At 58.1% G+C, this 21423-nt stretch carries 24 protein-coding genes; 12 read left to right on the forward strand and 12 right to left on the reverse strand.

Annotated elements, in window-relative coordinates:
- Positions 1-37: 37 nt before the first annotated feature.
- Positions 38-616: a YceI family protein gene (locus GT753_RS05135; RefSeq protein ID WP_015377429.1), complete on the reverse strand. Its 579-nt coding sequence runs from the start codon at positions 614-616 to the stop codon at positions 38-40.
- Positions 617-639: 23 nt separating this feature from the next.
- The gene (locus tag GT753_RS05140) at positions 640-1194 is read right to left on the reverse strand and encodes a cytochrome b (RefSeq protein WP_004927830.1); all 555 of its coding nucleotides are present in this window, start codon (positions 1192-1194) and stop codon (positions 640-642) included.
- A 442-nt stretch (positions 1195-1636) separates the two neighbouring features.
- Between GT753_RS05140 and GT753_RS05145 the strand changes: the two genes are divergently transcribed.
- On the forward strand, positions 1637-2695 hold the full coding sequence (locus GT753_RS05145; protein WP_021504908.1) for an AI-2E family transporter: 1059 nt from the start codon (positions 1637-1639) through the stop codon (positions 2693-2695).
- On the opposite strand, the gene GT753_RS05150 is transcribed toward GT753_RS05145, so the two are convergent.
- The 8 genes from GT753_RS05150 to pyrC form a co-directional block, all read right to left on the reverse strand.
- Positions 2643-3647: a zinc-dependent alcohol dehydrogenase family protein gene (locus tag GT753_RS05150; protein ID WP_160125327.1), complete on the reverse strand. Its 1005-nt coding sequence runs from the start codon at positions 3645-3647 to the stop codon at positions 2643-2645. The genes GT753_RS05145 and GT753_RS05150 overlap by 53 nt on opposite strands.
- A 3-nt stretch (positions 3648-3650) precedes the next feature.
- Positions 3651-3767: a DUF2770 family protein gene (locus GT753_RS05155; protein WP_004927822.1), complete on the reverse strand. Its 117-nt coding sequence runs from the start codon at positions 3765-3767 to the stop codon at positions 3651-3653.
- 122 nt (positions 3768-3889) lie between these two features.
- Positions 3890-4516, reverse strand: coding sequence for a LuxR C-terminal-related transcriptional regulator (locus GT753_RS05160; RefSeq protein WP_015377442.1), 627 nt, complete (start codon positions 4514-4516; stop codon positions 3890-3892).
- Between the two features lie 216 nt (positions 4517-4732).
- Complete coding sequence (gene solA, locus GT753_RS05165) at positions 4733-5848, reverse strand: N-methyl-L-tryptophan oxidase (RefSeq protein WP_160125328.1); 1116 nt, start codon at positions 5846-5848, stop codon at positions 4733-4735.
- 139 nt (positions 5849-5987) lie between these two features.
- Positions 5988-6242 (reverse strand): biofilm formation regulator BssS, encoded by a 255-nt coding sequence (gene bssS / locus GT753_RS05170; RefSeq protein ID WP_004927812.1) that lies wholly within the window; start codon positions 6240-6242, stop codon positions 5988-5990.
- A 201-nt stretch (positions 6243-6443) separates the two neighbouring features.
- Positions 6444-6722, reverse strand: coding sequence for a hypothetical protein (locus GT753_RS05175; RefSeq protein ID WP_004927809.1), 279 nt, complete (start codon positions 6720-6722; stop codon positions 6444-6446).
- Between the two features lie 130 nt (positions 6723-6852).
- Positions 6853-7092 carry a DNA damage-inducible protein I gene (gene dinI, locus GT753_RS05180; RefSeq protein ID WP_015377444.1) on the reverse strand — a complete coding sequence of 80 codons (240 nt, stop codon included), beginning with the start codon at positions 7090-7092 and terminating at the stop codon, positions 6853-6855.
- 75 nt (positions 7093-7167) lie between these two features.
- Positions 7168-8214 (reverse strand): dihydroorotase, encoded by a 1047-nt coding sequence (gene pyrC / locus GT753_RS05185; protein ID WP_160125329.1) that lies wholly within the window; start codon positions 8212-8214, stop codon positions 7168-7170.
- 213 nt (positions 8215-8427) lie between these two features.
- Here pyrC and GT753_RS05190 point away from each other — a divergent pair, with 213 nt between their 5' ends.
- The gene (locus tag GT753_RS05190; RefSeq protein ID WP_015377446.1) at positions 8428-8715 is read left to right on the forward strand and encodes a putative quinol monooxygenase; all 288 of its coding nucleotides are present in this window, start codon (positions 8428-8430) and stop codon (positions 8713-8715) included.
- A 60-nt stretch (positions 8716-8775) separates the two neighbouring features.
- On the opposite strand, the gene rne is transcribed toward GT753_RS05190, so the two are convergent.
- Entirely contained in the window at positions 8776-12108 is a 3333-nt protein-coding gene (rne, locus tag GT753_RS05195) for a ribonuclease E (protein ID WP_160125330.1), read from the reverse strand.
- 552 nt (positions 12109-12660) lie between these two features.
- Between rne and rluC the strand changes: the two genes are divergently transcribed.
- Positions 12661-13620: a 23S rRNA pseudouridine(955/2504/2580) synthase RluC gene (rluC, locus tag GT753_RS05200; protein ID WP_015377448.1), complete on the forward strand. Its 960-nt coding sequence runs from the start codon at positions 12661-12663 to the stop codon at positions 13618-13620.
- Positions 13621-13626: 6 nt separating this feature from the next.
- Here the strand turns inward: rluC and GT753_RS05205 are convergent, their stop codons facing one another.
- Positions 13627-14208, reverse strand: a complete 582-nt coding sequence (locus tag GT753_RS05205; protein ID WP_004927784.1) for a nucleoside triphosphate pyrophosphatase — start codon at positions 14206-14208, stop codon at positions 13627-13629.
- Positions 14209-14349: 141 nt separating this feature from the next.
- On the opposite strand from GT753_RS05205, the gene yceD reads away from it, so the two are divergent.
- From yceD to pabC, 9 genes are all read left to right on the forward strand, one after another.
- The gene (gene yceD / locus GT753_RS05210; RefSeq protein WP_004927780.1) at positions 14350-14871 is read left to right on the forward strand and encodes a 23S rRNA accumulation protein YceD; all 522 of its coding nucleotides are present in this window, start codon (positions 14350-14352) and stop codon (positions 14869-14871) included.
- A gap of 16 nt (positions 14872-14887) precedes the next feature.
- Positions 14888-15055 carry a 50S ribosomal protein L32 gene (rpmF, locus tag GT753_RS05215; RefSeq protein WP_004927778.1) on the forward strand — a complete coding sequence of 56 codons (168 nt, stop codon included), beginning with the start codon at positions 14888-14890 and terminating at the stop codon, positions 15053-15055.
- A gap of 11 nt (positions 15056-15066) precedes the next feature.
- Positions 15067-16101 carry a phosphate acyltransferase PlsX gene (gene plsX, locus GT753_RS05220; protein ID WP_004928717.1) on the forward strand — a complete coding sequence of 345 codons (1035 nt, stop codon included), beginning with the start codon at positions 15067-15069 and terminating at the stop codon, positions 16099-16101.
- A gap of 6 nt (positions 16102-16107) precedes the next feature.
- Positions 16108-17061 carry a beta-ketoacyl-ACP synthase III gene (locus GT753_RS05225; RefSeq protein WP_004928723.1) on the forward strand — a complete coding sequence of 318 codons (954 nt, stop codon included), beginning with the start codon at positions 16108-16110 and terminating at the stop codon, positions 17059-17061.
- A gap of 18 nt (positions 17062-17079) precedes the next feature.
- Positions 17080-18009 (forward strand): ACP S-malonyltransferase, encoded by a 930-nt coding sequence (gene fabD / locus GT753_RS05230; RefSeq protein ID WP_021504915.1) that lies wholly within the window; start codon positions 17080-17082, stop codon positions 18007-18009.
- A gap of 11 nt (positions 18010-18020) precedes the next feature.
- Positions 18021-18755: a 3-oxoacyl-ACP reductase FabG gene (fabG, locus tag GT753_RS05235; RefSeq protein ID WP_004928729.1), complete on the forward strand. Its 735-nt coding sequence runs from the start codon at positions 18021-18023 to the stop codon at positions 18753-18755.
- A 154-nt stretch (positions 18756-18909) separates the two neighbouring features.
- On the forward strand, positions 18910-19146 hold the full coding sequence (gene acpP / locus GT753_RS05240; protein ID WP_004719003.1) for an acyl carrier protein: 237 nt from the start codon (positions 18910-18912) through the stop codon (positions 19144-19146).
- Positions 19147-19228: 82 nt separating this feature from the next.
- Positions 19229-20470, forward strand: a complete 1242-nt coding sequence (fabF, locus tag GT753_RS05245) for a beta-ketoacyl-ACP synthase II (RefSeq protein ID WP_004928734.1) — start codon at positions 19229-19231, stop codon at positions 20468-20470.
- A gap of 145 nt (positions 20471-20615) precedes the next feature.
- Positions 20616-21413 carry an aminodeoxychorismate lyase gene (gene pabC, locus GT753_RS05250; RefSeq protein ID WP_015377453.1) on the forward strand — a complete coding sequence of 266 codons (798 nt, stop codon included), beginning with the start codon at positions 20616-20618 and terminating at the stop codon, positions 21411-21413.
- Positions 21414-21423: the final 10 nt, after the last annotated feature.

Here is a 21423-nt window from a genome sequence, read left to right on the forward strand (position 1 = left end):
GGAAATGAGAAGCCCGGCCGCCAAGCCGGGCTTTTTTTTATTTCTCGCGCACGCCTTCTACGGAGATGATCAGCTCAACGTCTTGCGACGCCGGGCCCAGATCGGTGGTGATGCCGAAATCTTTCAGCTTGATCTTGCCGTTGGCTTCAAAGCCGGCGCGGTAGCCGCCCCACGGATCGTTGCCCTGGCCAATCAGTTTGGCGTCCAGCGTAACCGGTTTGGTGACGCCGTTCAGGGTCAGGTTGCCGACCACCGCATAACCGTCGCCGTTTTTCTTCACTTCGGTGGATTCAAACTTGGCCTGCTTGTTCTTCTCCACGTTGAGGAATTCGGCGCTGCGCAGGTGCTTGTCGCGCTCGGCATGGTTGGTGTCGACGCTGGCGGTATTGATGGTCACGTTGACCTTGTCCTTCGAAGGATCTTTTTCGTCGAAGGTGAAGCCACCGTCGAAGTCTTTAAAGCTGCCGTACAGCCAGCTGTAGCCCAGATGCTGGATGCGGAACTCGATAAAGGCGTGCTGGCCCTGTTTGTCGATCTTGTAGTCCGCCGCCAGTGCGGAACCGGCGCTCAGCAGCAGGGCGCCTGCGGTCAGGCCCAATACGGTCTTTTTCAACATAGCAATCTCCATAAATCCAAAGGTTAATCGGCGCTGCTACCCAGCATCCGTTTCAAAGTGACATCACGATCGATAAAGTGATGTTTAAGCGCGGCCAGCCCGTGCAGTACCGAGAGCACTACCACGGCCCAGGCCAGGTAAAGGTGTATGGCGCCGGCGGTGTCGGCCTGTTCCGCCATGCCGGTCACGGTGGCGGGCACGTCGAACCAGCCGAATACGCTGATCGGTTGGCCGTCGGCGGTGGAGATCAGATAGCCGCTGATCAGAATGCCGAACAGCACGGCGTACAGCGCCAGATGCGCGAGGATGGCGCTGACGCGAGTGAGGCGGCCATAGCTGGCCAGAGGCTTGGGTGGCGGCGAGACAAAGCGCCAGATCACGCGGATCACCATCACGATGAACAGCAGCGTGCCGATGCTTTTGTGGATCTCCGGCGCCTGGTGATACCAGACGTCGTAATAGCCCAGCGTGACCATCCACAGGCCGAGCGCGAACATGCCGTACACCGTCAACGCCACCAGCCAGTGGATCAACACTGACACATGGCCGAAACGATCGGCGGTATTTTTCCAGAGCATCCTGTTTCCTTCGATTACCGATTGGCTGGCTGCAATAATTAAACTTTAGGAAACATAAAATCAATAATAAATTTAACTATGTTACTTCTTAGAAATATTAGTCAGTGAATTTGTTTGAGATGTTCGGGAACCTTCAGATAAATCGTTGAAGATGATATTGTTTCTCTCGTCCGGTGATTGTGCTAGTTGTTGAAAATTAGGCTTATTATCTATTAATGTCAGCTTTTGTCATTTTACGTAAACCTCGCGTGAGTTGCCCGGTGAGATTATTTGTTGGCAAAGGTTATGCCTATTTTTTGCGGCGCAGAGCAGGGCGGAAAGATTAACGTTGTCGAACGGTTTCGCTAAATCCCCTGCGGTGCAGCGGCGGATTTTGCTACCATTAGCGCCAAGAGACGGCCCCATGAGGCCGGTTAACCCAGTGAAATAACAAGGAAACGTCATGGGCCGAACCCGCGTGACCGACAGCAGCCTGCGTCTGGCCGTCCTGCTGGCGATGTTGGTGATCATTTTGGCCGGGGTGAAAGCCGCCGCCGACATCGTGGTGCCGTTTTTGCTGGCGGTATTTCTCGCTATGGTGTTGAACCCGCTGGTGGCGATGCTGGAACGCAAGCGGGTGCCGCGTATCGTCGGGGTGACGCTGCTGCTGACGGCGGTGATCGTGGTCGTGATGCTGTTTATCGGCATGCTGGGTGCTTCGCTGAACGAATTCGCCCGCTCGCTGCCTCAGTACCGCGGCATGATGATCGAGAAGCTGCGCGAGCTGCAGCATTACGCCGATCGCTTCAATATCAGCCTCTCCAGCGAAGCGATGCTGCAGTATGTCGATCCCAGCGCGGCGATGAATCTGGTCACCCGCATGCTGGGGCACCTGTCTGGCGCCATGACCAACGTCTTCCTGCTGCTGATGACCGTGGTGTTTATGCTGTTCGAAGTGCAGCTGCTGCCTTACAAGCTGCAGCAGGCGCTGGATAAGCCGAACGAGGGGCTCGCCGCGATGCGGCGGGCGCTGGACGGCGTGACGCGCTATCTGGTGATTAAAACCATCATCAGCCTGGCCACCGGGGTGATCGTCTGGATCTTCCTGGCGGCGGTCGGCGTGCGTTTTGCCTTTATCTGGGGGCTGCTGGCGTTTCTGCTCAACTATATTCCCAATATCGGCTCGGTGTTGGCCGCCATTCCGCCGCTGATTCAGGCGCTGCTGTTCAACGGATTGGGGGATGCGCTGGTGGTGGCGGGCGGCTTTATCGCTGTCAACATGGTGATCGGCAATATCCTCGAGCCGCGCGTGATGGGGCGCGGGCTGGGGCTGTCGACGCTGGTGGTGTTCCTGTCGCTGATCTTCTGGGGCTGGCTGCTCGGCCCGGTGGGCATGTTGCTGTCGGTGCCGCTGACGATCGTGGCGCGCATCGCGCTGGAGACCACCGAGGGCGGCTATCGGCTGGCGGTTATCCTGGGGGACGGCCGCCCGCCGCGCCAGCCTCCGGCGGCGCCGGAGTGAGGAAGATTTTTCCGCTCACGCCAGGTTGTGCGGCATGCTGCAGCGCCGCTGCGTACTGATGCAAAGGATAAATCGCGGCGGGTGGGCGCAGCGCCAGCTGGCCGCGCCGCAGCAGCTGGAACAACTGATAAAACGCCATCTGCCATTGCGCCGGCGCCGCCTGTGCGTTCCATTTGCGCAGGTGGAACAGCGAAGCGCGCAGCTTTAACTCGTCCACCACGCGCCGCCAGTCTACCTGGCGGCCGCTCAGCAGGCCCAGCGCCACAAAATCGCCGCCGGAGCGCACCGCCCGCGCCAATTGCAATCCGTCTTCTCCACCGATGCAGTCGATGGCCGCACGGGCGCCAAAATTCGTCATTTCCACCAGCTGCGGCGCTTCGATAACGCGCCAGGCGCCGGCGGCCAGCAACGCCTGGCGATGAGCGGTGTTGCGCGCCACGACCGCCAGACGAATGCCGCGCAGCGCCGTCAGCTGCGCCAGCAGCAGGCTGACAGCGGAGCCGCCGCCGTTGAGCAGCAGTACGTCGCCGGCGCTGAGTGGCAGCCATTGCGTCAACAGCACCCAGCAGGTGAGCGGGTTGATATAGATTTGCGCTGCGCAGGCGTCGTCGATGTCGTCCGGCACCCAGATCACCCGATCCTCAGGCAGCGTGACGAAGGTTTGCCAACTGCCGTTACCCGCTACCGCCAGCGCGCGTCGGCCCGTTGAATGCCCATTCTGCGGATTGACGATGATGCCTACGCCTTCATATCCCGGCACCTGCGGCAGGGCGATGCGGTGCGCGTATTGGCCGTGGATCGGGATCAGATCGGAAGGGTTGATCGGGGCATAGCGCATCTGCAATAACCGCTGCCCGGGGCGCAGCAGCGGTCTGCTCATCTGCTGCAATTCCAGCACCTGGGTGGGATCGCCGAAGCGGCTGAAGCTCAATCGGGGAAATAACGGCGGCATGGCTTACATGACGAAGAAGAAATAGACATCCAACGCCAGCAGCACCAGCCACAGACAAAGGTAAAGCACCAGGTGCTCCCGCACATTGTTGACGATAGCCGCCAGTATTCGGTTTAACATTTCAGCCGCCTGAAGAGAAGGACCCTTGATTATAGTCCTTTTCTCGGCGTCTTTTACAGCGCGCCGCGCGTGAGTGCTGGAAGAGCGGCGATAAAAAAGCCTGCGTTATCGCAGGCTTGATGTTATACCGCCAGCAGCGCCAGCGGCGTCGAATTGGTTGGCGTGCTCGGTGGGTAGAAATAGCGCAGCACGTTATACAGCGAGTAGAACTCCAGCCGGTTGCGCGCGTTGATCTTCTCCGTGATGTGACGCTTGTGCACGTACACCGTATGCGAGCTGATCTGCAGCTTTTTCGCGATACGGTAGTTGGGCATTTCCGCCATCCAATATTTCATTACCGTCAGTTCTTGCGGGCTGAACAGGGAACGCTCTTCGCCGTCATCGGCCAGCGCCAGCGGATTTTCGCGCAGCGTGCGTAAGGTGAGCGGCAGAATGCTTTTATTGAACAGAAAGGCATTATCGGCAATGCGCATTGGCGCTTCGCTGTAAGGATAAGGTGTATCGAGATAGATAAACAGCAAGGCGGACTGGCTGGCTTCCATAAATGCCTGCAGCTGTGCGTCCGCTTCGTTATAGCGGCATTGGTTGCTGAGGTTCACCAGAATGTGGCTCGGCTGAAAGCTGGCCAACAGCGGCGTAGCGTATTCAATGCTGTGGCAGCACTTGATCGTCGTAATCCCACTATCAGCAAAGTAGCTGGCTATACCGACCCGGGTGAAGCAGCATTCGTCCACGACAAGTAGTTTCATGGTGACGTCCTTGTTGAAAGCCGATGGAGCATATCTTCTGTAAAATAGGACTTACACTGCAAGTGTTCAATTCGGAAATTCAAATGCTGAATGCAAGAAATTTCCGTTATCAGAATTTTTACTTGGTATTTAAAAGAGTTAGCAGGTTAATAAATTGTAACCGGCAGATTTCGCTGTCCAGGGCGCGACGGGAACGTGGACAGCGAAATCCTTCGCTTAGCTGAATCGCTTCAGACCAAAGCTGGAGAGGTCAACCGGCGGCGCTTTGTCCTGCGCGAACAGCGCGGCGATCTCGCCCAGTGCGCTGGCGAACTTGAAGCCGTGGCCGCTCAATCCGCTGATGACCATCAGGCGATCGCAATCCGGCAGGGTATCGATAATAAAATCTTCGTCGGGGCTCATATCATAACTGCAGGCTTCGCCGTGTAAACATACGCCTACACCCGGCAAAAATTGCCGCAGGAAGGAGAAAACTTCCGTGCCGTCGCTGGCGTAGCTGCCGAAGGGTTTGCGCTTTTCGGGGGCATCCATCGGCTGGCCGCCGTCGTGTTTGCCCACTTTCAGGCCATCGTTATCCGCCGGGAAGCCGTAATAGTGCGTGCCGTCCTGCGCTTCGACGGTAAAGGCCGGGAAGCGATTGTTCACGCTGTAGCGGCCGTCCGCCTGATGCCAGGAGAATACCTTGCGCAATGGCGCGATAGGCAGCTGCGGCAACAGCGCTTTCACCCAGGTGCCTGCGGTGACCACCGCTTTTCGCGCCGTGAAACGCCCTTCGCCGGTGACGATCTCAACGCCGCCATCAATGGGGTTCACCGCGCTGACCGGGCAGTTGAACAGCTGGCTGCAGCCGGCCTCTTTCGCCAGTTTGATCAGGCTGGCAACCGCCTGTTCGGAGCGCAGGAAGCCGGCGTCTGGCTCGAAGACGCCGACGTAACCTTCCGGCGCGCGGAATTCCGGCCAGCGTTGAGCGATCTGTTCGGCGCTGAGGGTTTGCGCATTCAGGCGAAACTTTTGCGCGCTCTGCTGAGCATTGCGAATGAATTCGGAGTGCTGCGGCCCCAGGTTGAGTACGCCGCACGACTGGAACAGTTCTTCACCGGATTGCTGAATCAGCGCATTCCACAGCGCCTGCGCACGCAGCACCAGCGGCACGTACTTTTCACCTTCGCCGTAAGCGTGACGAATGATGCGGGTATCGCCGTGATGGCTGCCGTTGCGGTGTGGAGGAATGGCGCTGTCGATCATCAGCGCTTTCAAGCCGGCCCGGGTAGCGTAATACCCTGCCGCCGCGCCGACTGAACCGCTGCCCACCACGATCAAATCATATTCCACGTGCCCACCCTCTCTGATAGCGATTGCTTATCGCCCCATGATAAAAGGTTGGCGAGCGCAATGCACTGATTGAACGGTGAAAGGCAAAGAAAAAGGCGCCGGGAACGGTCACGGCGCCTTAGGGTTAGGGGACGATGAATCAATGTTTTCTGCGATCAAGATCCTGGTAATCCGTAGCTTCAATCTTGGCGATGCCGGCCTCTAAAATATTGATTAATTGACGGGCGACATCTGTAGTCAGCCAAAGCGTTCGGTCTACTTGGGCTTCTTCGGGCGTTTGGTCTAGTGAAGACAGGTAATGAAGGCGTATCATCATGGCGTCGTAAACGTCGACAGTACTGATATCCCAACCGACAAGCGGGTGCGTCTGAATTACTTCATCATTTCTGTCCATAAAGACCCCTTATTGAGTAGTAACTACCGTGAGTGACTAACGAGGATCAATGCGGCTCATCATCATGAGAGCAATTACAGTATACGCATCCGCTTTCAACGGTGGAGAGGGTTGTCACCGAAATTTGCAAAATAAATATTTATTTGAACAATTATTCTACAAATTTGTCTGTGCAGCAGTGGATGAGCAGAGCGCAGCGCGTTATTCCGCGTCGGCAGGCGGCGATGCGCCATGCAGACATTTTTCCAGCTCTTCGGCCAAATGGGCGAAATGCTTTTGCGTTTCGGCATCGCGATTCTGGCTGTGCGATTCCAGCTTCAGGCTGTGGATCAGCCGTTGGTTGGCTTTGTCATCCAGGCTGAAGGCCAGATAAGAAAAAGCCACTTCCAGTACGTTCAAGCGCCTTTTCTGATCGGCTATCAGCGCCAGCAGTTCGCCAAACGTCATCGCGTCTTCGGATTTCACCTTGTCCGGGGCCATGCTTACTCCTTTGCGTTAAATACAGCGCTGAGGCGGATTTTGTTCCAGAGTAAGGGTAAGCGATGAATGGGCAGGGCGCCAGAAACAAAAAAGCCGGAGAGCGACCCCCGGCAAAAACAGCATTGCAGTGTTATTCTGCGCTAAACCATTCGTCTGCGCTTTCCCAGGTTTCCTGAAGGATTTCCTCGATCAGATCCCGGTCGGTTTTGGCGCCCCCCAGCACGGAGAGCCCGTTGGCGCCGGCATAGCGTACGTGCACGACGGCGTCTGGAAACTGGCGGTTGACCCGCTTGCCCAGTTCACCGGTCAGCGCCTCAATGGCGCCCGCCGGCAGCGGCCGGGTTTTATCTATAGTGACTTCAACACGCATAATTGCCCCCGAAGCGATTTACTGTTTATTTATACAGTTAACCGAGTGCGGGGGCAAGAGGGCGAAGCAAAAATATCAGTCTTTCAGCGACCAGTTCAGGGTTTCACCCGCCAGGAAGGGGATCACGGATTCATTGCCGAGGGCGATCTCTTCCGGCTGGGTGGTTGGCACGCGCTGCAGTTCGATGAAGTCTTCGTTGAGCGGCAGGCCATAGAAGCGCGGGCCGTTGAGCGAACAGAAGGCTTCAAAGTGTTCCAACGCGCCGAGTTGTTCGAACACGGCGGCGTAAGCCGGGATGGCATTCGGCGCGTTGAAGCAACCGGCGCAGCCACAGCTGGACTCTTTACGGTGCTTGAGGTGCGGCGCGGAGTCGGTGCCAAGGAAGAAGCGGTCCGAGCCGCTGGCCACCGCCTGACGCAGCGCCTCCTGGTGGACATTGCGCTTGAGGATCGGCAAGCAGAACAGGTGAGGGCGAATGCCACCGACCAGCATGTGGTTGCGGTTGAACATCAGGTGCTGCGGCGTGATGGTGGCGCCGAGGAAACGATTGCCTGCCTGCACATATTGCGCCGCTTCCTTGGTGGTGATGTGCTCGAAGACGATCTTCAGCTCAGGGAAATGCTGGCGAATCGGTTCCATCACCTGTTCGATAAAGCGCGCCTCGCGGTCGAAGATATCAACGGCGGGATCGGTCACTTCGCCGTGGATCAGCAAAGGCATGCCGATTTTTTGCATCTGTTCGAACAGCGGGTAAATACCGGTCACGTCGCTGACGCCGTGGCTGGAGTTGGTGGTGGCGTTGGCCGGATACAGCTTGGCGGCAGTAAACACCTCTTGTTCGAAGCCGTTGACCAGTTCACTGGCCGCCAGGGAGTTGGTCAGGTAGCAGGTCATCAGCGGAGTGAAGTTGTGCCCCTGCGGGACCGCCGCCAGAATGCGATCGCGGTAGGCGCGCGCGGCGGCCACGGTCGTTACGGGCGGAACCAGGTTCGGCATCACGATCGCCCGGCCAAATACCTGACTGGTATAGGGCACCACCGTTTTCAGCATTTCATCGTCACGCAGGTGGATATGCCAGTCGTCTGGGCGGCGGATTTTCAGAACTTGAGGTTGTGCGGTCATCTAGCTAGGCTCCGGCGGTCAAATACGTCTAATGAAAAGCGAATAATGGGTTTATTCACGCCGGGGTGTAAGGATAAGCGGAAAGTGCCGCAGATGCATCTGTTTGTTGCCGACAAGTTGAAATCAATAGCGCGGCGGGCGCATAGTAACCGGGATTTCAACGATGCCGACGCCAATACCGTCGACCTTCATCAAGTGGAAAGGGAGAAAGCAATGGAAGTACGCGTTATCGCCACCCTGCAAGCGAAAGCGGGATTTGAAGCCGCCGTCAGCGAAGCGGTGCACGACATTATCGAGCCGAGCCGCCAGGAGTTGGGCAACCTGCAATATGACTTGCATCGCGATCTGGAAAAGCCGGGTGTTTTCGTGTTCTTTGAGCGTTGGGCCAGCAGCGAAGCGCTGGATAAGCATAATGAGACGGCGCATTTTCAGCAGTTCGTCAGCCGGCTTGACGGCAAGCTGGATGTTCTGGACATCAAAAAACTGAAGAAGATCGCCTGAGTATTTTACAGGCAAGAAAAAACCCGCCGATGGCGGGTTTTTTTAGGGGTGCAGATTAACTTATTCGTTAACCGGCTGCGGTTTGGTGGCCGGCGCGGTTGCCTGGCTCACCGCCGAATGGCCGCCTGCGGAGCCTTTGCCTTCGAAGTTGAAGGAAGGGCGCTGCCAGTCGCTGTGCTTGCGTTCTTCCGGTACATAGGCTGGTGCCGGCGCTTTGGTCATCGGTGCAGTGGCGATGTGTTTGTACAGCACGTTCTGCACGGCTTTCACCGGCGCCGGCTGCTGAGCAACCACTGGCGCAGGGGCTGTTTCCACCGGAGCGGCTTCCACGGCCGCCGCCGTAGGTGCAGCTTCTACCACTGGCGTTTCTTTCGCTGGCGTGGCTTCTACCGGCGCAGTTTCGACCACAGGCTCGTCCTCGACCGACTTAGCTTCAACTACAGGCTCTGCAGCAACGGTTTCAACTACCGGCTCGGCTTCCACTGCCGGGGCAGTCTCTTCCACTTTCGGCTCTTCAACCGCGGCTTCCGCCGGCGCCGGGGTTTCCTCGGCCGGGATAGCAACGACAGGCGCTACGGCTGCAGCTTCTTCCGTTACGGTGACGGCGGCAGTTTCAACGGCGGCTTCTGGTGCCGGTTCGTTGACGCTGGCCGCGGCCTGGGTTTCTTCCACGGCAACGTTGTGTTGTTCAACCGCTGCGGCGACAACCGGTGCCTGCTCTACGGCTTCGGTCTGCACTTCGGCTTCTTCAACCTGAGCGACCGGGTAGCTTACCCAGACTTTGCCCGATGCCATTTCCGGCGAAGCGAACGCGCCCGCCAACGGCATTGGGGATTGCAGCGGGTAACGCTCATCGCGGTAACGACGGCGGCGCTGGCCGCTGACGCGCAGGTGACGCGGTGAACGACGGGAACGGCGCGGCATGCCTTCGCCGTTGCCGCGGCTTTCGCCCTGGGCATCGTCTTCCGGCTGTGCGGCAACGGTTTCCGGCAGCAGCTTGACGCTGTCGTCGGCGGTCGGCTGCGCGTCTTCGGCTTTCGATACCGGCGCTTTCGGCGCCAACAGCTCTTCCGCTGCGCGCTGCAGCTCTTCTTCGGCAGACAGGATACGCACTTTCTGCGTCAGCGTGCGGCGCTGACGGCGCTGCATGTTCTGCTGCTGACGTTCTTCCTGCTCTTCGTCGGTGCTCTCGACCGCTTCAACGCTTTCCAGCGCTTTCACTTCCTGCTGAGCCTGACGTTTCTCTTCCTGACGGCGACGCTGGCGTTCAGCGCGCTGCTCACGGCGTTGCTGCTGATCTTCGCGCGGTGCTTTAGCGCTTTCTTCCGAAGTGGTTTCCTCCGCTACCGGCGCGTTCTGCTGCTGGTTGCGGCGGTTACGACGCTGCTCATCGCGGGACTCACGCGATTCACGGCCTTCACGGTTCTCACGCGGTTCACGGTTGTCGCGCTCGCGATTGTCACGGCCTTCACCGCGCTCTTTACGCTCGCCGCGTTCAGGACGATCGCCACGCTCACCGCGCTCTTTACGGCCGGTGCCTTGGCGGCGCTGACCGCGACGATCCTGACGACGGTTTTCACCGTTGCCTTCCGCTTTCGGCGTTTCGGCCGGTTTGGCTTCTTCGACGGCAGGTTGTTCTTCACCGGCGAACAGGCTCTTCAGACCACCGAACAGGCGGCCCAGGAAGCCCTGCTTGGCGGCGACCGGCGCTGCGGCTTTCGCCTTGGCGGCGGCAGCGACAGGTTTGGTCACGGCGACGGGCTCTTCAGCCGGCGGCGGCGCATCGGCGGACAGCGAGAAGGAAGCCAGGGCCGGTTGCTCCGGACGCTTGCGTTCCATCGGCGCATCTTCCAGCGGGCGCTCCATGTCTTCTTCGTGCAGCTTCGGCAGCAGGTAGCTGAGGGTAGAGGTTTCCTCGCCCTTGCGCACGCGCAGCACCGAGTAGTGCGGGGTTTGCATCTGATCGTTCGGCACGATGACGGCTTTCACGCCGCCCTGGCGTTTTTCGATCGCGCTGACGGATTCGCGCTTTTCGTTCAGCAGGTACGAAGCGACCTGAACCGGCACGATAGCGTGAACTTCTTTGGTGTTTTCCTTCAGCGCTTCTTCTTCGATCAGGCGCAGAATGGACAGCGCCAGCGATTCGTTGTCGCGAATGGTGCCGGTGCCGTTACAGCGTGGGCACACGTGGTGGCTGGACTCGCCCAGCGACGGGCTGAGGCGCTGACGCGACATTTCCAGCAGGCCGAAGCGGGAGATGCGGCCGATTTGGATGCGCGCGCGGTCTTGGCGCACGGCGTCACGCAGGCGGTTTTCCACTTCGCGCTGGTGGCGTACCGGCGTCATGTCGATGAAGTCGATGACGATCAGGCCGCCGAGGTCGCGCAGGCGCAGCTGGCGAGCGATCTCGTCCGCCGCTTCCAGGTTGGTGTTGAACGCCGTCTCTTCGATATCGCCGCCGCGGGTTGCGCGCGCGGAGTTGATGTCGATGGCGGTCAGCGCTTCGGTGCTGTCGATGACGATCGAGCCGCCGGACGGCAGGCGCACTTCGCGCTGGAAGGCGGATTCGATCTGCGATTCGATCTGGTAGTGGCTGAACAGGGGAATTTCACCGCTGTACAGTTTGATTTTGCTGCTGAAATCCGGGCGACCCAGCGCAGCGATGTGCTCTTTGGCCAGATCGAGAATTTTCGGGTTGTCGATCAGGATTTCGCCGATGTCCGGGCGCAGGTAGTCGCGGAAGGCGCGCACGATAACGTTGCTTTCCTGGTGGATCAGGAACGGCGCAGGGCGGCCTTCGGCGGCTTTTTTAATCGCTTCCCAGTGCTTCAGACGGAAGGAAAGATCCCACTGCAGCGCGTCGGCGGATTTGCCTACGCCCGCGGTGCGAACGATCAGGCCCATGCCGTCCGGCAGCTGCAGCGAGGAGAGCGCTTCTTTCAGCTCGGTGCGATCGTCACCCTCGATGCGGCGAGAAATACCGCCGGCGCGCGGGTTGTTCGGCATCAACACCAGATAGCTGCCCGCCAGGCTGATGAAGGTGGTCAAGGCGGCGCCTTTGTTGCCACGTTCTTCTTTGTCTACCTGAACAATGACTTCCTGGCCTTCGCGCAGCACATCTTTGATGTTTGGGCGACCATGGGAAGAGTAATTGCTAGGGAAGTATTCGCGGGCGATTTCTTTAAGGGGGAGGAAACCATGTCGTTCTGCGCCGTAATCCACGAACGCTGCTTCAAGACTTGGTTCAATGCGGGTGATTTTGCCTTTGTAAATATTCGCTTTTTTCTGCTCATGACCCGGACTTTCGATATCCAAATCATACAGCCGCTGTCCATCTACGAGGGCAACACGCAACTCTTCCTGCTGAGTTGCGTTAATCAACATTCTTTTCATCTTAACTTACTCGTTATTTTTACATTATCGACAAAGCTGCGGGCAAAATAACCTCATGGCCGGAGTTAAACCGAAAGCCCCGTGTCTTCTCGCAAAGTCGTCAACCTCACGGTTGTCGCCTGCATAGGGGCGCATTATCTCGGTAAGCCTGCTTTTCTTTGTGAAAGACAGCACTTTTACTAGGGGAATAGCCTCTGATTTACGTCGACAGATCTGATTCCATTTGCCGGCCAAGCTGCAACCCGCAGCCCGCTAATTGTTTGATTTCGCATTACGTCTTACGCCATTGCTGCGTTTTTGCGCGATCAGACAAATTTTATAATTCCACCGTTTTCCCTGTTTAACGAGAATCAACGCGGAAAGTGACTGCATTATTCCACTGCTGATGCCGTTATAGCAAGGTGACTTTTCCTTAACTGCGGAAGAAATCGCAAACGTTCAAATCGGCTTGCTGCCTTATTGTCCGCTGGGGTTTCGCCCGCCGTCAGAGAGACAGTTAAGCACAGAAAAAGATGTGGCGCTATTCACGCGCTCTATTTAGAATCCCGCACCATGAAAACGAATAATCCAGCAGTACAATTCATCACGATTTCCGACGACGAAGCCGGTCAGAGAATCGACAACTTTCTGCTCGCTCGCCTGAAAGGCGTACCGAAGAGCATGATTTATCGCATCGTGCGCAAAGGCGAGGTGCGGGTCAATAAAGGGCGCATCAAGGTTGAATACAAATTGGCGGCCGGCGACGTGGTGCGCGTGCCGCCGGTGCGGGTGGCCGAGCGCGAAGAGACGCCGGTGTCGGCCAAGCTGGATAAGGTGGCGGCGCTGGCCGACTGTATTCTGTATGAAGACGACCACCTGTTGATCCTCAACAAGCCTTCCGGCACCGCGGTGCACGGCGGCAGCGGCCTGAGCTTCGGCGTGATTGAAGGGCTGCGCGCGCTGCGCCCGGAAGCCCGCTTCCTCGAGCTGGTGCACCGTTTGGATCGCGATACCTCCGGCGTGCTGTTGGTGGCCAAGAAGCGTTCCGCGCTGCGTTCGCTGCATGAGCAACTGCGGCTGAAGGGCATGCAGAAGGATTATCTGGCGCTGGTGCGCGGCCAGTGGCAATCGCACTGCAAGGCCGTACAGGCGCCGCTGCTGAAAAATATTCTGCAAAGCGGCGAACGTATCGTACGTGTCAATAGCGAAGGCAAGCCTTCGGAAACCCGCTTCAAGGTAGAAGAGCGTTACGAATTCGCCACCCTGGTGAAGGCCAGCCCGATCACCGGGCGTACTCACCAGATCCGCGTGCACACTCTGCATGCCGGGCACCCGATCGCCTTTGACGATCGCTACGGCGATCGCGAGTTCGATCGTCAACTGGCGGGCACCGGCCTGAAGCGGTTGTTCCTGCACGCTGCGGCGCTGCGCTTTGAGCATCCGGCCACCGGCGAAACGATGCGCATCGAAGCGCCGATGGACGAAGAACTGCGCCACTGCCTGCAGGTGCTGCGCCGGCAGGCGGCCAAGTAATCTGCGTCACACCAGCGGGTTGATGCCTTCAGCTCGCAACATGTCCAACAGCGCGATCAACGGCAGGCCGATCAGGGCGTTCGGATCCCGGCCTTCCAGCCTGTCGAACAGCGCGATCCCCAATCCCTCGCTCTTGAAACTGCCTGCGCAGTTCAGCGGTTGCTCCAGACGCACATAGGCGGCTATCTCCGCTTCGCTTAGCGCGCGAAAATGCACGTGAAACGGCTCGCACAAGGCTTGCAGCTGCTTGCTGCGGCCGTTGTACAGCGCCAGGCCGGTATAGAAAGTCACGGCCTGGCCGCTGGCCTGCCGCAGCTGCGCGCGGGCGTTTTCCTCGGTATGGGGCTTGCCGGTGATGTTGCCATCGATCACGCAGACCTGATCGGAGCCGATGATCAGATGCTCGGGATAGGCGAGGGCCAACGCCTGAGCCTTCGCCGCCGCCAGGCGCAGCACCAGCGCTTCGGCGCTTTCGCCGGGCAAGGGGGTTTCATCCACCTCCGGTGCGGCGCAGTCGAACGGCAGCTGCAGCTTCTCCAGCAGCATTTTTCGATAGGGGGAGGTGGAGGCTAAAAGCAATCTCTGCATAATTTTTTTCGCAAACCGTAGCGTAAATGGGTACGGCATTTTAAACTGTCGGCCGCTGTGGAAGCGAATATTGGTGAAAGGAGCCGTTTTACGGCCTTTTTCTTTGACTCTATGTCGTTACAAAGTTAATATGCGCGCCCTATGCAAAAGGTAAAATTACCCTTGACCATTGATGCGGTACGTACCGCTCAGAAACGCCTGGACTATGCTGGTGTCTATGCGCCTGAGCAGGTTACTCGTGTTGCCGACTCCGTGGTCAGTGTGGACAGTGATGTCGAGGTGTCGTTGTCGTTCAATATCGACAATCAACGCCTCGCGGTGATAACAGGGCATGCGGACGTCACGGTAACGTTGATGTGCCAACGCTGTGGAGTCCCGTTCGAACATCAGGTTCACACAACATATTGTTTTAGCCCGGTCGTCAATGATGAGCAGGCTGAGGCATTACCGGAAGCGTACGAACCGATCGAAGTTGACGAGTTTGGCGAAGTCGATCTGTTGGCAATGATTGAAGACGAAATTATTCTTTCACTGCCTGTCGTTCCGGTACATGAATCTGAACACTGTGAAGTGTCCGAAGCGGACATGGTATTCGGCCAACTGCCTCCCGAGGCGGAGAAACCGAATCCGTTTGCCGTATTAGCCAGTTTAAAGCGTAAGTAATTGAGGAGTAAGGTCCATGGCCGTACAACAGAATAAACCAACCCGTTCCAAGCGTGGCATGCGTCGTTCTCACGATGCTCTGACCACGACTACTCTGTCTGTAGACAAAGTATCCGGTGAAACTCACCGTCGTCACCACATCACTGCCGACGGTTTCTACCGCGGTCGCAAGGTTATCGGCTAAGTAGCGATACCTTGACTCGTCTAACCCTGGCGTTAGATGCAATGGGCGGGGACTTCGGTCCCTGCGTCACAGTGCCTGCTTCGTTGCAGGCACTGGCCTCTAATTTACAGCTTCATCTCCTGCTGGTCGGCAATCCCGACGTCATCTCTCCCTTGCTTGCCCACGCCGATCCGGTTCTTCTGGAGCGTCTGCAAGTCGTGCCCGCCGAGTCCGTGATCGCCGGCGACGCCAAACCTTCACAAGCGATACGCGCCAGTCGCGGCACGTCGATGCGCATTGCGCTCGAACAGCTCAGCAGCGGCAACGCGCAGGGGTGCGTCAGCGCCGGCAATACCGGTGCGCTGATGGGATTGGCGAAGCTGTTGGTCAAGCCGCTGGAAGGCATCGAGCGCCCGGCGCTGATGACGGCGATCCCGAACCAGCAACGCAGCAAAACCGTGGTGCTGGATCTGGGCGCCAACGTTGAGTGCGACAGCACCATGCTGGTGCAGTTTGCCGTGATGGGTGCGGTGATGGCGGAAGAGGTGATCGGCATTGCGCAACCGCGGGTGGCGCTGCTGAATATTGGCGAAGAAGAGACCAAAGGCCTGGATAATATCCGCGAAGCGGCCGCTGTGCTAAAAAATACTCCGGCAATCAACTATATTGGTTACCTGGAGGGAAACGAACTGCTCACCGGCAAGACCGACGTGTTGGTTTGTGATGGCTTCGTGGGCAACGTCACCCTGAAAACCATGGAAGGGGTGGTCAGGGTGTTCTTATCGCTGCTGAAATCGTCCGGCGACGGAAACAAGCGAGCGTGGTGGCTGAAATTGTTGGGCCGTTGGTTGCAAAAACGGGTGGTTAAGCGGTTCGGCCACCTGAACCCCGACCAGTATAATGGCGCATGTCTGTTAGGATTGCGCAGCACCGTAGTCAAGAGCCACGGCGCTGCGAACCCTCACGCGTTTGCAGTCGCAATCGAACAGGCTGTGCAGGCGGTGCAGCGGCAAGTCCCGGAAAGGATTGCTGCGCGCCTTGAGGCTGTATTACCTAAGAGTGACTGATCGTACATGTATACAAAGATTCTCGGTACGGGGAGTTATTTGCCCGTACAAGTGCGCACCAATGCTGATTTGGAAAAAATGGTGGATACCTCTGACGAGTGGATCGTCACGCGTACCGGTATCCGCGAACGTCGCATCGCCGCCGCGGATGAAACCGTTGCGACGATGAGCTTCCAGGCCGCTGAAAAAGCGCTGGAAATGGCAGGTGTGGCTAAAGAAGACATCGGGCTGATCGTGGTGGCGACCACCACGAATACGCACGCGTTCCCGAGCGCGGCGTGCCTGGTGCAAGACATGCTGGGTATCAAAGACTGCGCGGCGTTCGATCTGGCTGCGGCCTGCGCCGGCTTTACTTACGCGCTCAGCGTGGCCGATCAGTACGTGAAAAACGGCGCGGTCAAACATGCGTTGGTGATCGGCGCAGATCTGTTGTCACGCACGCTGGATCCTGAAGATCGCGGCACCATCATCCTGTTTGGTGATGGCGCAGGGGCGGTGGTACTGGGGGCGTCTGAAGAGCCGGGCATTCTGTCTACCCATCTGCATGCCGACGGCAGCTACGGCAACCTGCTGACGCTGCCATATAAGGATCGCCAGAATCAAGACAAGCCGGCCTATGTCACCATGGCGGGCAACGAAGTCTTCAAGGTTGCGGTCACCGAGCTGGCGCGCATCGTCGACGAGACGCTGCAGGCCAACAACATGGACCGCAGCGAGCTGGATTGGCTGGTGCCGCACCAGGCCAACCTGCGCATCATCAGCGCAACGGCGAAAAAACTGGGCATGGGGATGGACAAAGTGGTGGTGACGCTCGATCGTCACGGCAACACCTCTGCCGCCTCGGTGCCTTCCGCACTGGACGAAGCCGTGCGCGACGGGCGAATTCAGCGTGGTCAACTGGTGCTGTTGGAAGCCTTCGGCGGCGGCTTTACCTGGGGCTCGGCGCTGGTTCGTTTCTGATTTGGACAGGAAGAAAAAATGACGCAATTTGCTTTTGTTTTCCCGGGCCAGGGGTCGCAGACCGTTGGCATGCTGGCCGAGTTGGCCGCCCAGTTCCCGATCGTCGAAGAAACCTTCGGCGAGGCATCTTCCGCCCTGGGTTACGACCTGTGGCGGCTGGTGCAGCAAGGTCCGGCGGAAGAACTGAACAAAACCTGGCAGACCCAACCGGCTCTGTTGGCCGCTTCGGTGGCGATTTTCCGCGTGTGGCAGCAGCAGGGCGGTAAAGCGCCTGCGCTGATGGCGGGCCACAGCCTGGGCGAGTACTCGGCGCTGGTCTGCGCCGGCGTGCTGGACTTCAAGGCGGCGATCCGTCTGGTCGAGCTGCGCGGCAAGCTGATGCAGGAAGCGGTGCCGGAAGGCACCGGCGCGATGTACGCCATCATCGGTCTGGACAACGACGCGATCGCCAAGGCGTGCGAAGAGTCCGCGCAGGGGCAGGTGGTTTCTCCGGTCAACTTCAACTCGCCGGGCCAGGTGGTTATCGCCGGCAATAAAGAAGCGGTTGAACGTGCAGGCGCCGCCTGCAAAGCCGCCGGCGCCAAACGTGCGCTGCCGCTGCCGGTGAGCGTGCCTTCGCACTGCGCGCTGATGAAACCGGCCGCCGACAAGCTGGCCGTGGCGCTGCAGGACATCACCTTCAACGCGCCGCAGGTGCCGGTGGTGAACAACGTCGACGTACGCACCGAAAACGATCCTGAAGCGATCCGCAGCGCGCTGGTGCGTCAGCTTTACAGCCCGGTGCGTTGGACCGAGAGCGTAGAATTTATCGCAGCACAGGGAGTGACGTCGCTGCTGGAAGTGGGGCCGGGCAAAGTGCTGACCGGTCTGACTAAACGTATTGTTGACACCCTGACGGCTGCGGCGGTGAACGACACCGCCAGCCTGTCGGCGGCGCTTGAACAATAAAGAGGAAAATGATGAGCTTCGAAGGTAAAATCGTTCTGGTCACCGGCGCGAGCCGCGGTATTGGCCGAGCCATTGCAGAAACGTTTGTAGCACGCGGCGCCAAAGTGATCGGCACCGCGACCAGTGAGAGTGGCGCTGAAGCGATCAGCGGCTACCTGGGCGCAAACGGCAAAGGGTTTATGTTGAACGTTGTTGATGCGCAATCTATCGACAGCGTGCTGGCATCGATTCGTGCCGAATTTGGCGAAATCGACATTTTAGTGAATAATGCCGGCATCACGCGTGATAACCTGCTGATGCGTATGAAGGATGATGAGTGGGAGGATATCCTCGACACCAACCTGACTTCCGTATTCCGCCTGTCAAAAGCGGTAATGCGCGCTATGATGAAAAAGCGGTTTGGCCGTATCATCACCATCGGTTCCGTTGTCGGTACCATGGGGAACGCAGGGCAGGCGAACTACGCGGCGGCTAAAGCCGGTCTGATTGGTTTTAGCAAATCTTTGGCACGTGAAGTTGCTTCTCGTGGCATTACGGTCAACGTCGTGGCACCTGGCTTTATTGAGACGGACATGACACGGGCGTTGACAGATGATCAACGCGCAGGCATTTTGTCATCAGTTCCAGCCAACCGGCTGGGCGATGCTAAAGAAATCGCCAGCGCTGTTGCATTTTTGGCCTCTGATGAGGCCGGCTATATCACCGGTGAAACGTTACATGTCAATGGCGGCATGTACATGATTTAAAAAATGTGAAAACCATTTGCGTTATTTGAGGCAAAAACCGCAAAATAGCGTAAAATCGTGGTTTGACCAGCCGGGATTTAGTTGCATCTTTTTCAGCATTTTATACACTACGAAAACCATCGCGAAAGCGAGTTTTGATAGGAAATTTAAGAGTATGAGCACTATCGAAGAACGCGTTAAGAAAATCATTGTTGAGCAACTGGGTGTTAAACAGGAAGAAGTTTTGAACAACGCTTCTTTCGTTGAAGATCTGGGCGCTGATTCTCTTGACACCGTTGAGCTGGTAATGGCACTGGAAGAAGAATTCGACACCGAGATTCCAGACGAAGAAGCTGAGAAGATCACTACTGTTCAGGCAGCTATTGATTTCATCAACGCTAGCCAGCAGTAAGAGAACATATCTAGGCGGTCGTTCGACCGCCTAAGTTTTTTCTATCCCTAGTGTCATATTTTTCCCTCCCTGGAGGACAAACGTGTCTAAGCGTCGAGTAGTTGTGACCGGACTGGGCATGTTGTCTCCTGTCGGCAATACGGTAGAGTCCACGTGGAACGCTCTTCTTGCCGGTCAGAGTGGCATCAGCCTGATCGACCATTTCGATACCACTGCCTATGCGACCAAGTTTGCTGGCCTGGTAAAGAATTTTAATTCTGAGGATTTCATCTCTCGCAAAGATGCGCGCAAGATGGACGCCTTTATCCAGTACGGTATCGCTGCCGGCATGCAAGCCATGCAGGATGCAGGTCTGGACATCACCGAGGCTAACGCCACCCGCATTGGAGCCGCGATCGGTTCCGGCATCGGCGGCCTGGGTTTGATTGAAGAAAACCACAGTTCACTGGTTAACGGTGGCCCACGGAAAATCAGTCCGTTCTTCGTGCCATCCACCATCGTGAATATGATTGCAGGCCACCTGACAATCATGTACGGCATGCGTGGCCCAAGCATTTCCATCGCCACCGCCTGTACTTCAGGTGTGCACAACATCGGCCATGCGGCGCGTATCATTGCTTACAATGATGCTGACGTGATGCTGGCCGGTGGGGCAGAGAAAGCCAGCACCCCATTGGGCGTCGGCGGCTTTGGCGCAGCGCGCGCCCTGTCCACCCGTAATGACAACCCGCAGGCGGCGAGCCGTCCGTGGGATAAAGACCGCGACGGCTTCGTGCTGGGCGACGGCGCTGGCATGATGGTGCTCGAAGAGTACGAACATGCGAAAAAACGCGGCGCGAAAATCTACGCCGAAGTGGTTGGCTTTGGGATGAGCAGCGATGCTTATCACATGACGTCGCCACCGGAAAACGGCGCAGGCGCTGCGCTGGCGATGGAAAATGCCCTGCTTGACGCCGGTGTGACCCCGTCACAAATCGGTTATATCAACGCACACGGCACCTCTACGCCGGCGGGCGACCAGGCGGAAGCGCAGGCGGTGAAATCCGTGTTCGGCGCCGATGCAGAGCGTGTGCTGGTGAGCTCGACCAAATCGATGACCGGCCACCTGTTGGGCGCGGCGGGCGCGATCGAGTCCATCTTCACCGTGCTGGCGCTGCGCGATCAGGCGGTACCGCCAACCATCAACCTGGATAACCCGGATGAAGGTTGCGATCTGGACTTCGTGCCTCACGAAGCGCGCCAGGTCAGCGATATGGAGTACACCTTGTGTAACTCCTTCGGCTTCGGCGGCACCAACGGCTCGCTGATCTTCCGCCGAGTATAACTCGCGCTGTGGATAGCTGACGAAAAGCCCGGTTTTTTAACCGGGCTTTTTTACGCCTGCCGTTTGGCCGCCGGCGGGGCTGCGTATCGTCTCGCCGCCTGTTATCCTGCGAGCGTAATGAAATAACCCGGCAACAGGAGGAAGCATGTACTGGATTAACGGACAACGCCACGATGCGCTGGCGCCGAGCGATCGCGGCCTGCAGTTCGGCGATGGCTGCTTTACTACCGCCCGGGTTATCGACGGTAAAATCGAGCTGCTGCCCTGGCATCTGGAGCGGTTGCAGCAAGCGGCGCAGCGATTGATGCTGCCTGCCACAGATTGGCTGGCTTTCGAGCGGGAGATGGCGCTGGCGGCCGAATCAATTCCGCTCGGCGTGGTCAAAGCGATACTGACGCGCGGCAGCGGCGGGCGGGGTTACAGCCCGACGGGGTGCGAAAACCCGACGCGCATCGTCGCCCGCAGCAGCTACCCTGCGCACTATTTGCAGTGGCGCGAGCAGGGCATCACGCTTGCGCTCAGCCCGGTGGCGCTGGCGCGCAATCCGCTGCTGGCGGGGTTGAAGCATTTGAACCGCCTGGAGCAGGTGCTGATCCGCGCGCATCTTGACCAGACGGCCGCCGACGAGGCGCTGGTGCTTGACACTGCCGGTATGCTGGTGGAATGCTGTGCGGCTAATTTGTTCTGGCGTAAGGGAAAAGCGGTATTTACCCCGGATCTGAGCCAGGCCGGCGTCGCGGGCCTGATGCGGCGGCGGGTGATCGCGCTGCTGGCGGGCTCGGAATACCGTCTGCATTGCGTCAGTGAACCGCTGGAGACGCTGGCCGATGCCGACGAAGTGCTGGTGAGCAATGCGCTGATGCCGCTGCTGCCGGTAAACGCTGCGCAATCATGGCGTTATGCTTCGCGCCAGCTGTATGATTTTTTGCGTCCACACTGTTAACCATGGCTGA

Origin of the sequence: Serratia sp. Z4, assembly GCF_009900725.1 — a bacterium.
Lineage (GTDB): Bacteria > Pseudomonadota > Gammaproteobacteria > Enterobacterales > Enterobacteriaceae > Serratia > Serratia nematodiphila.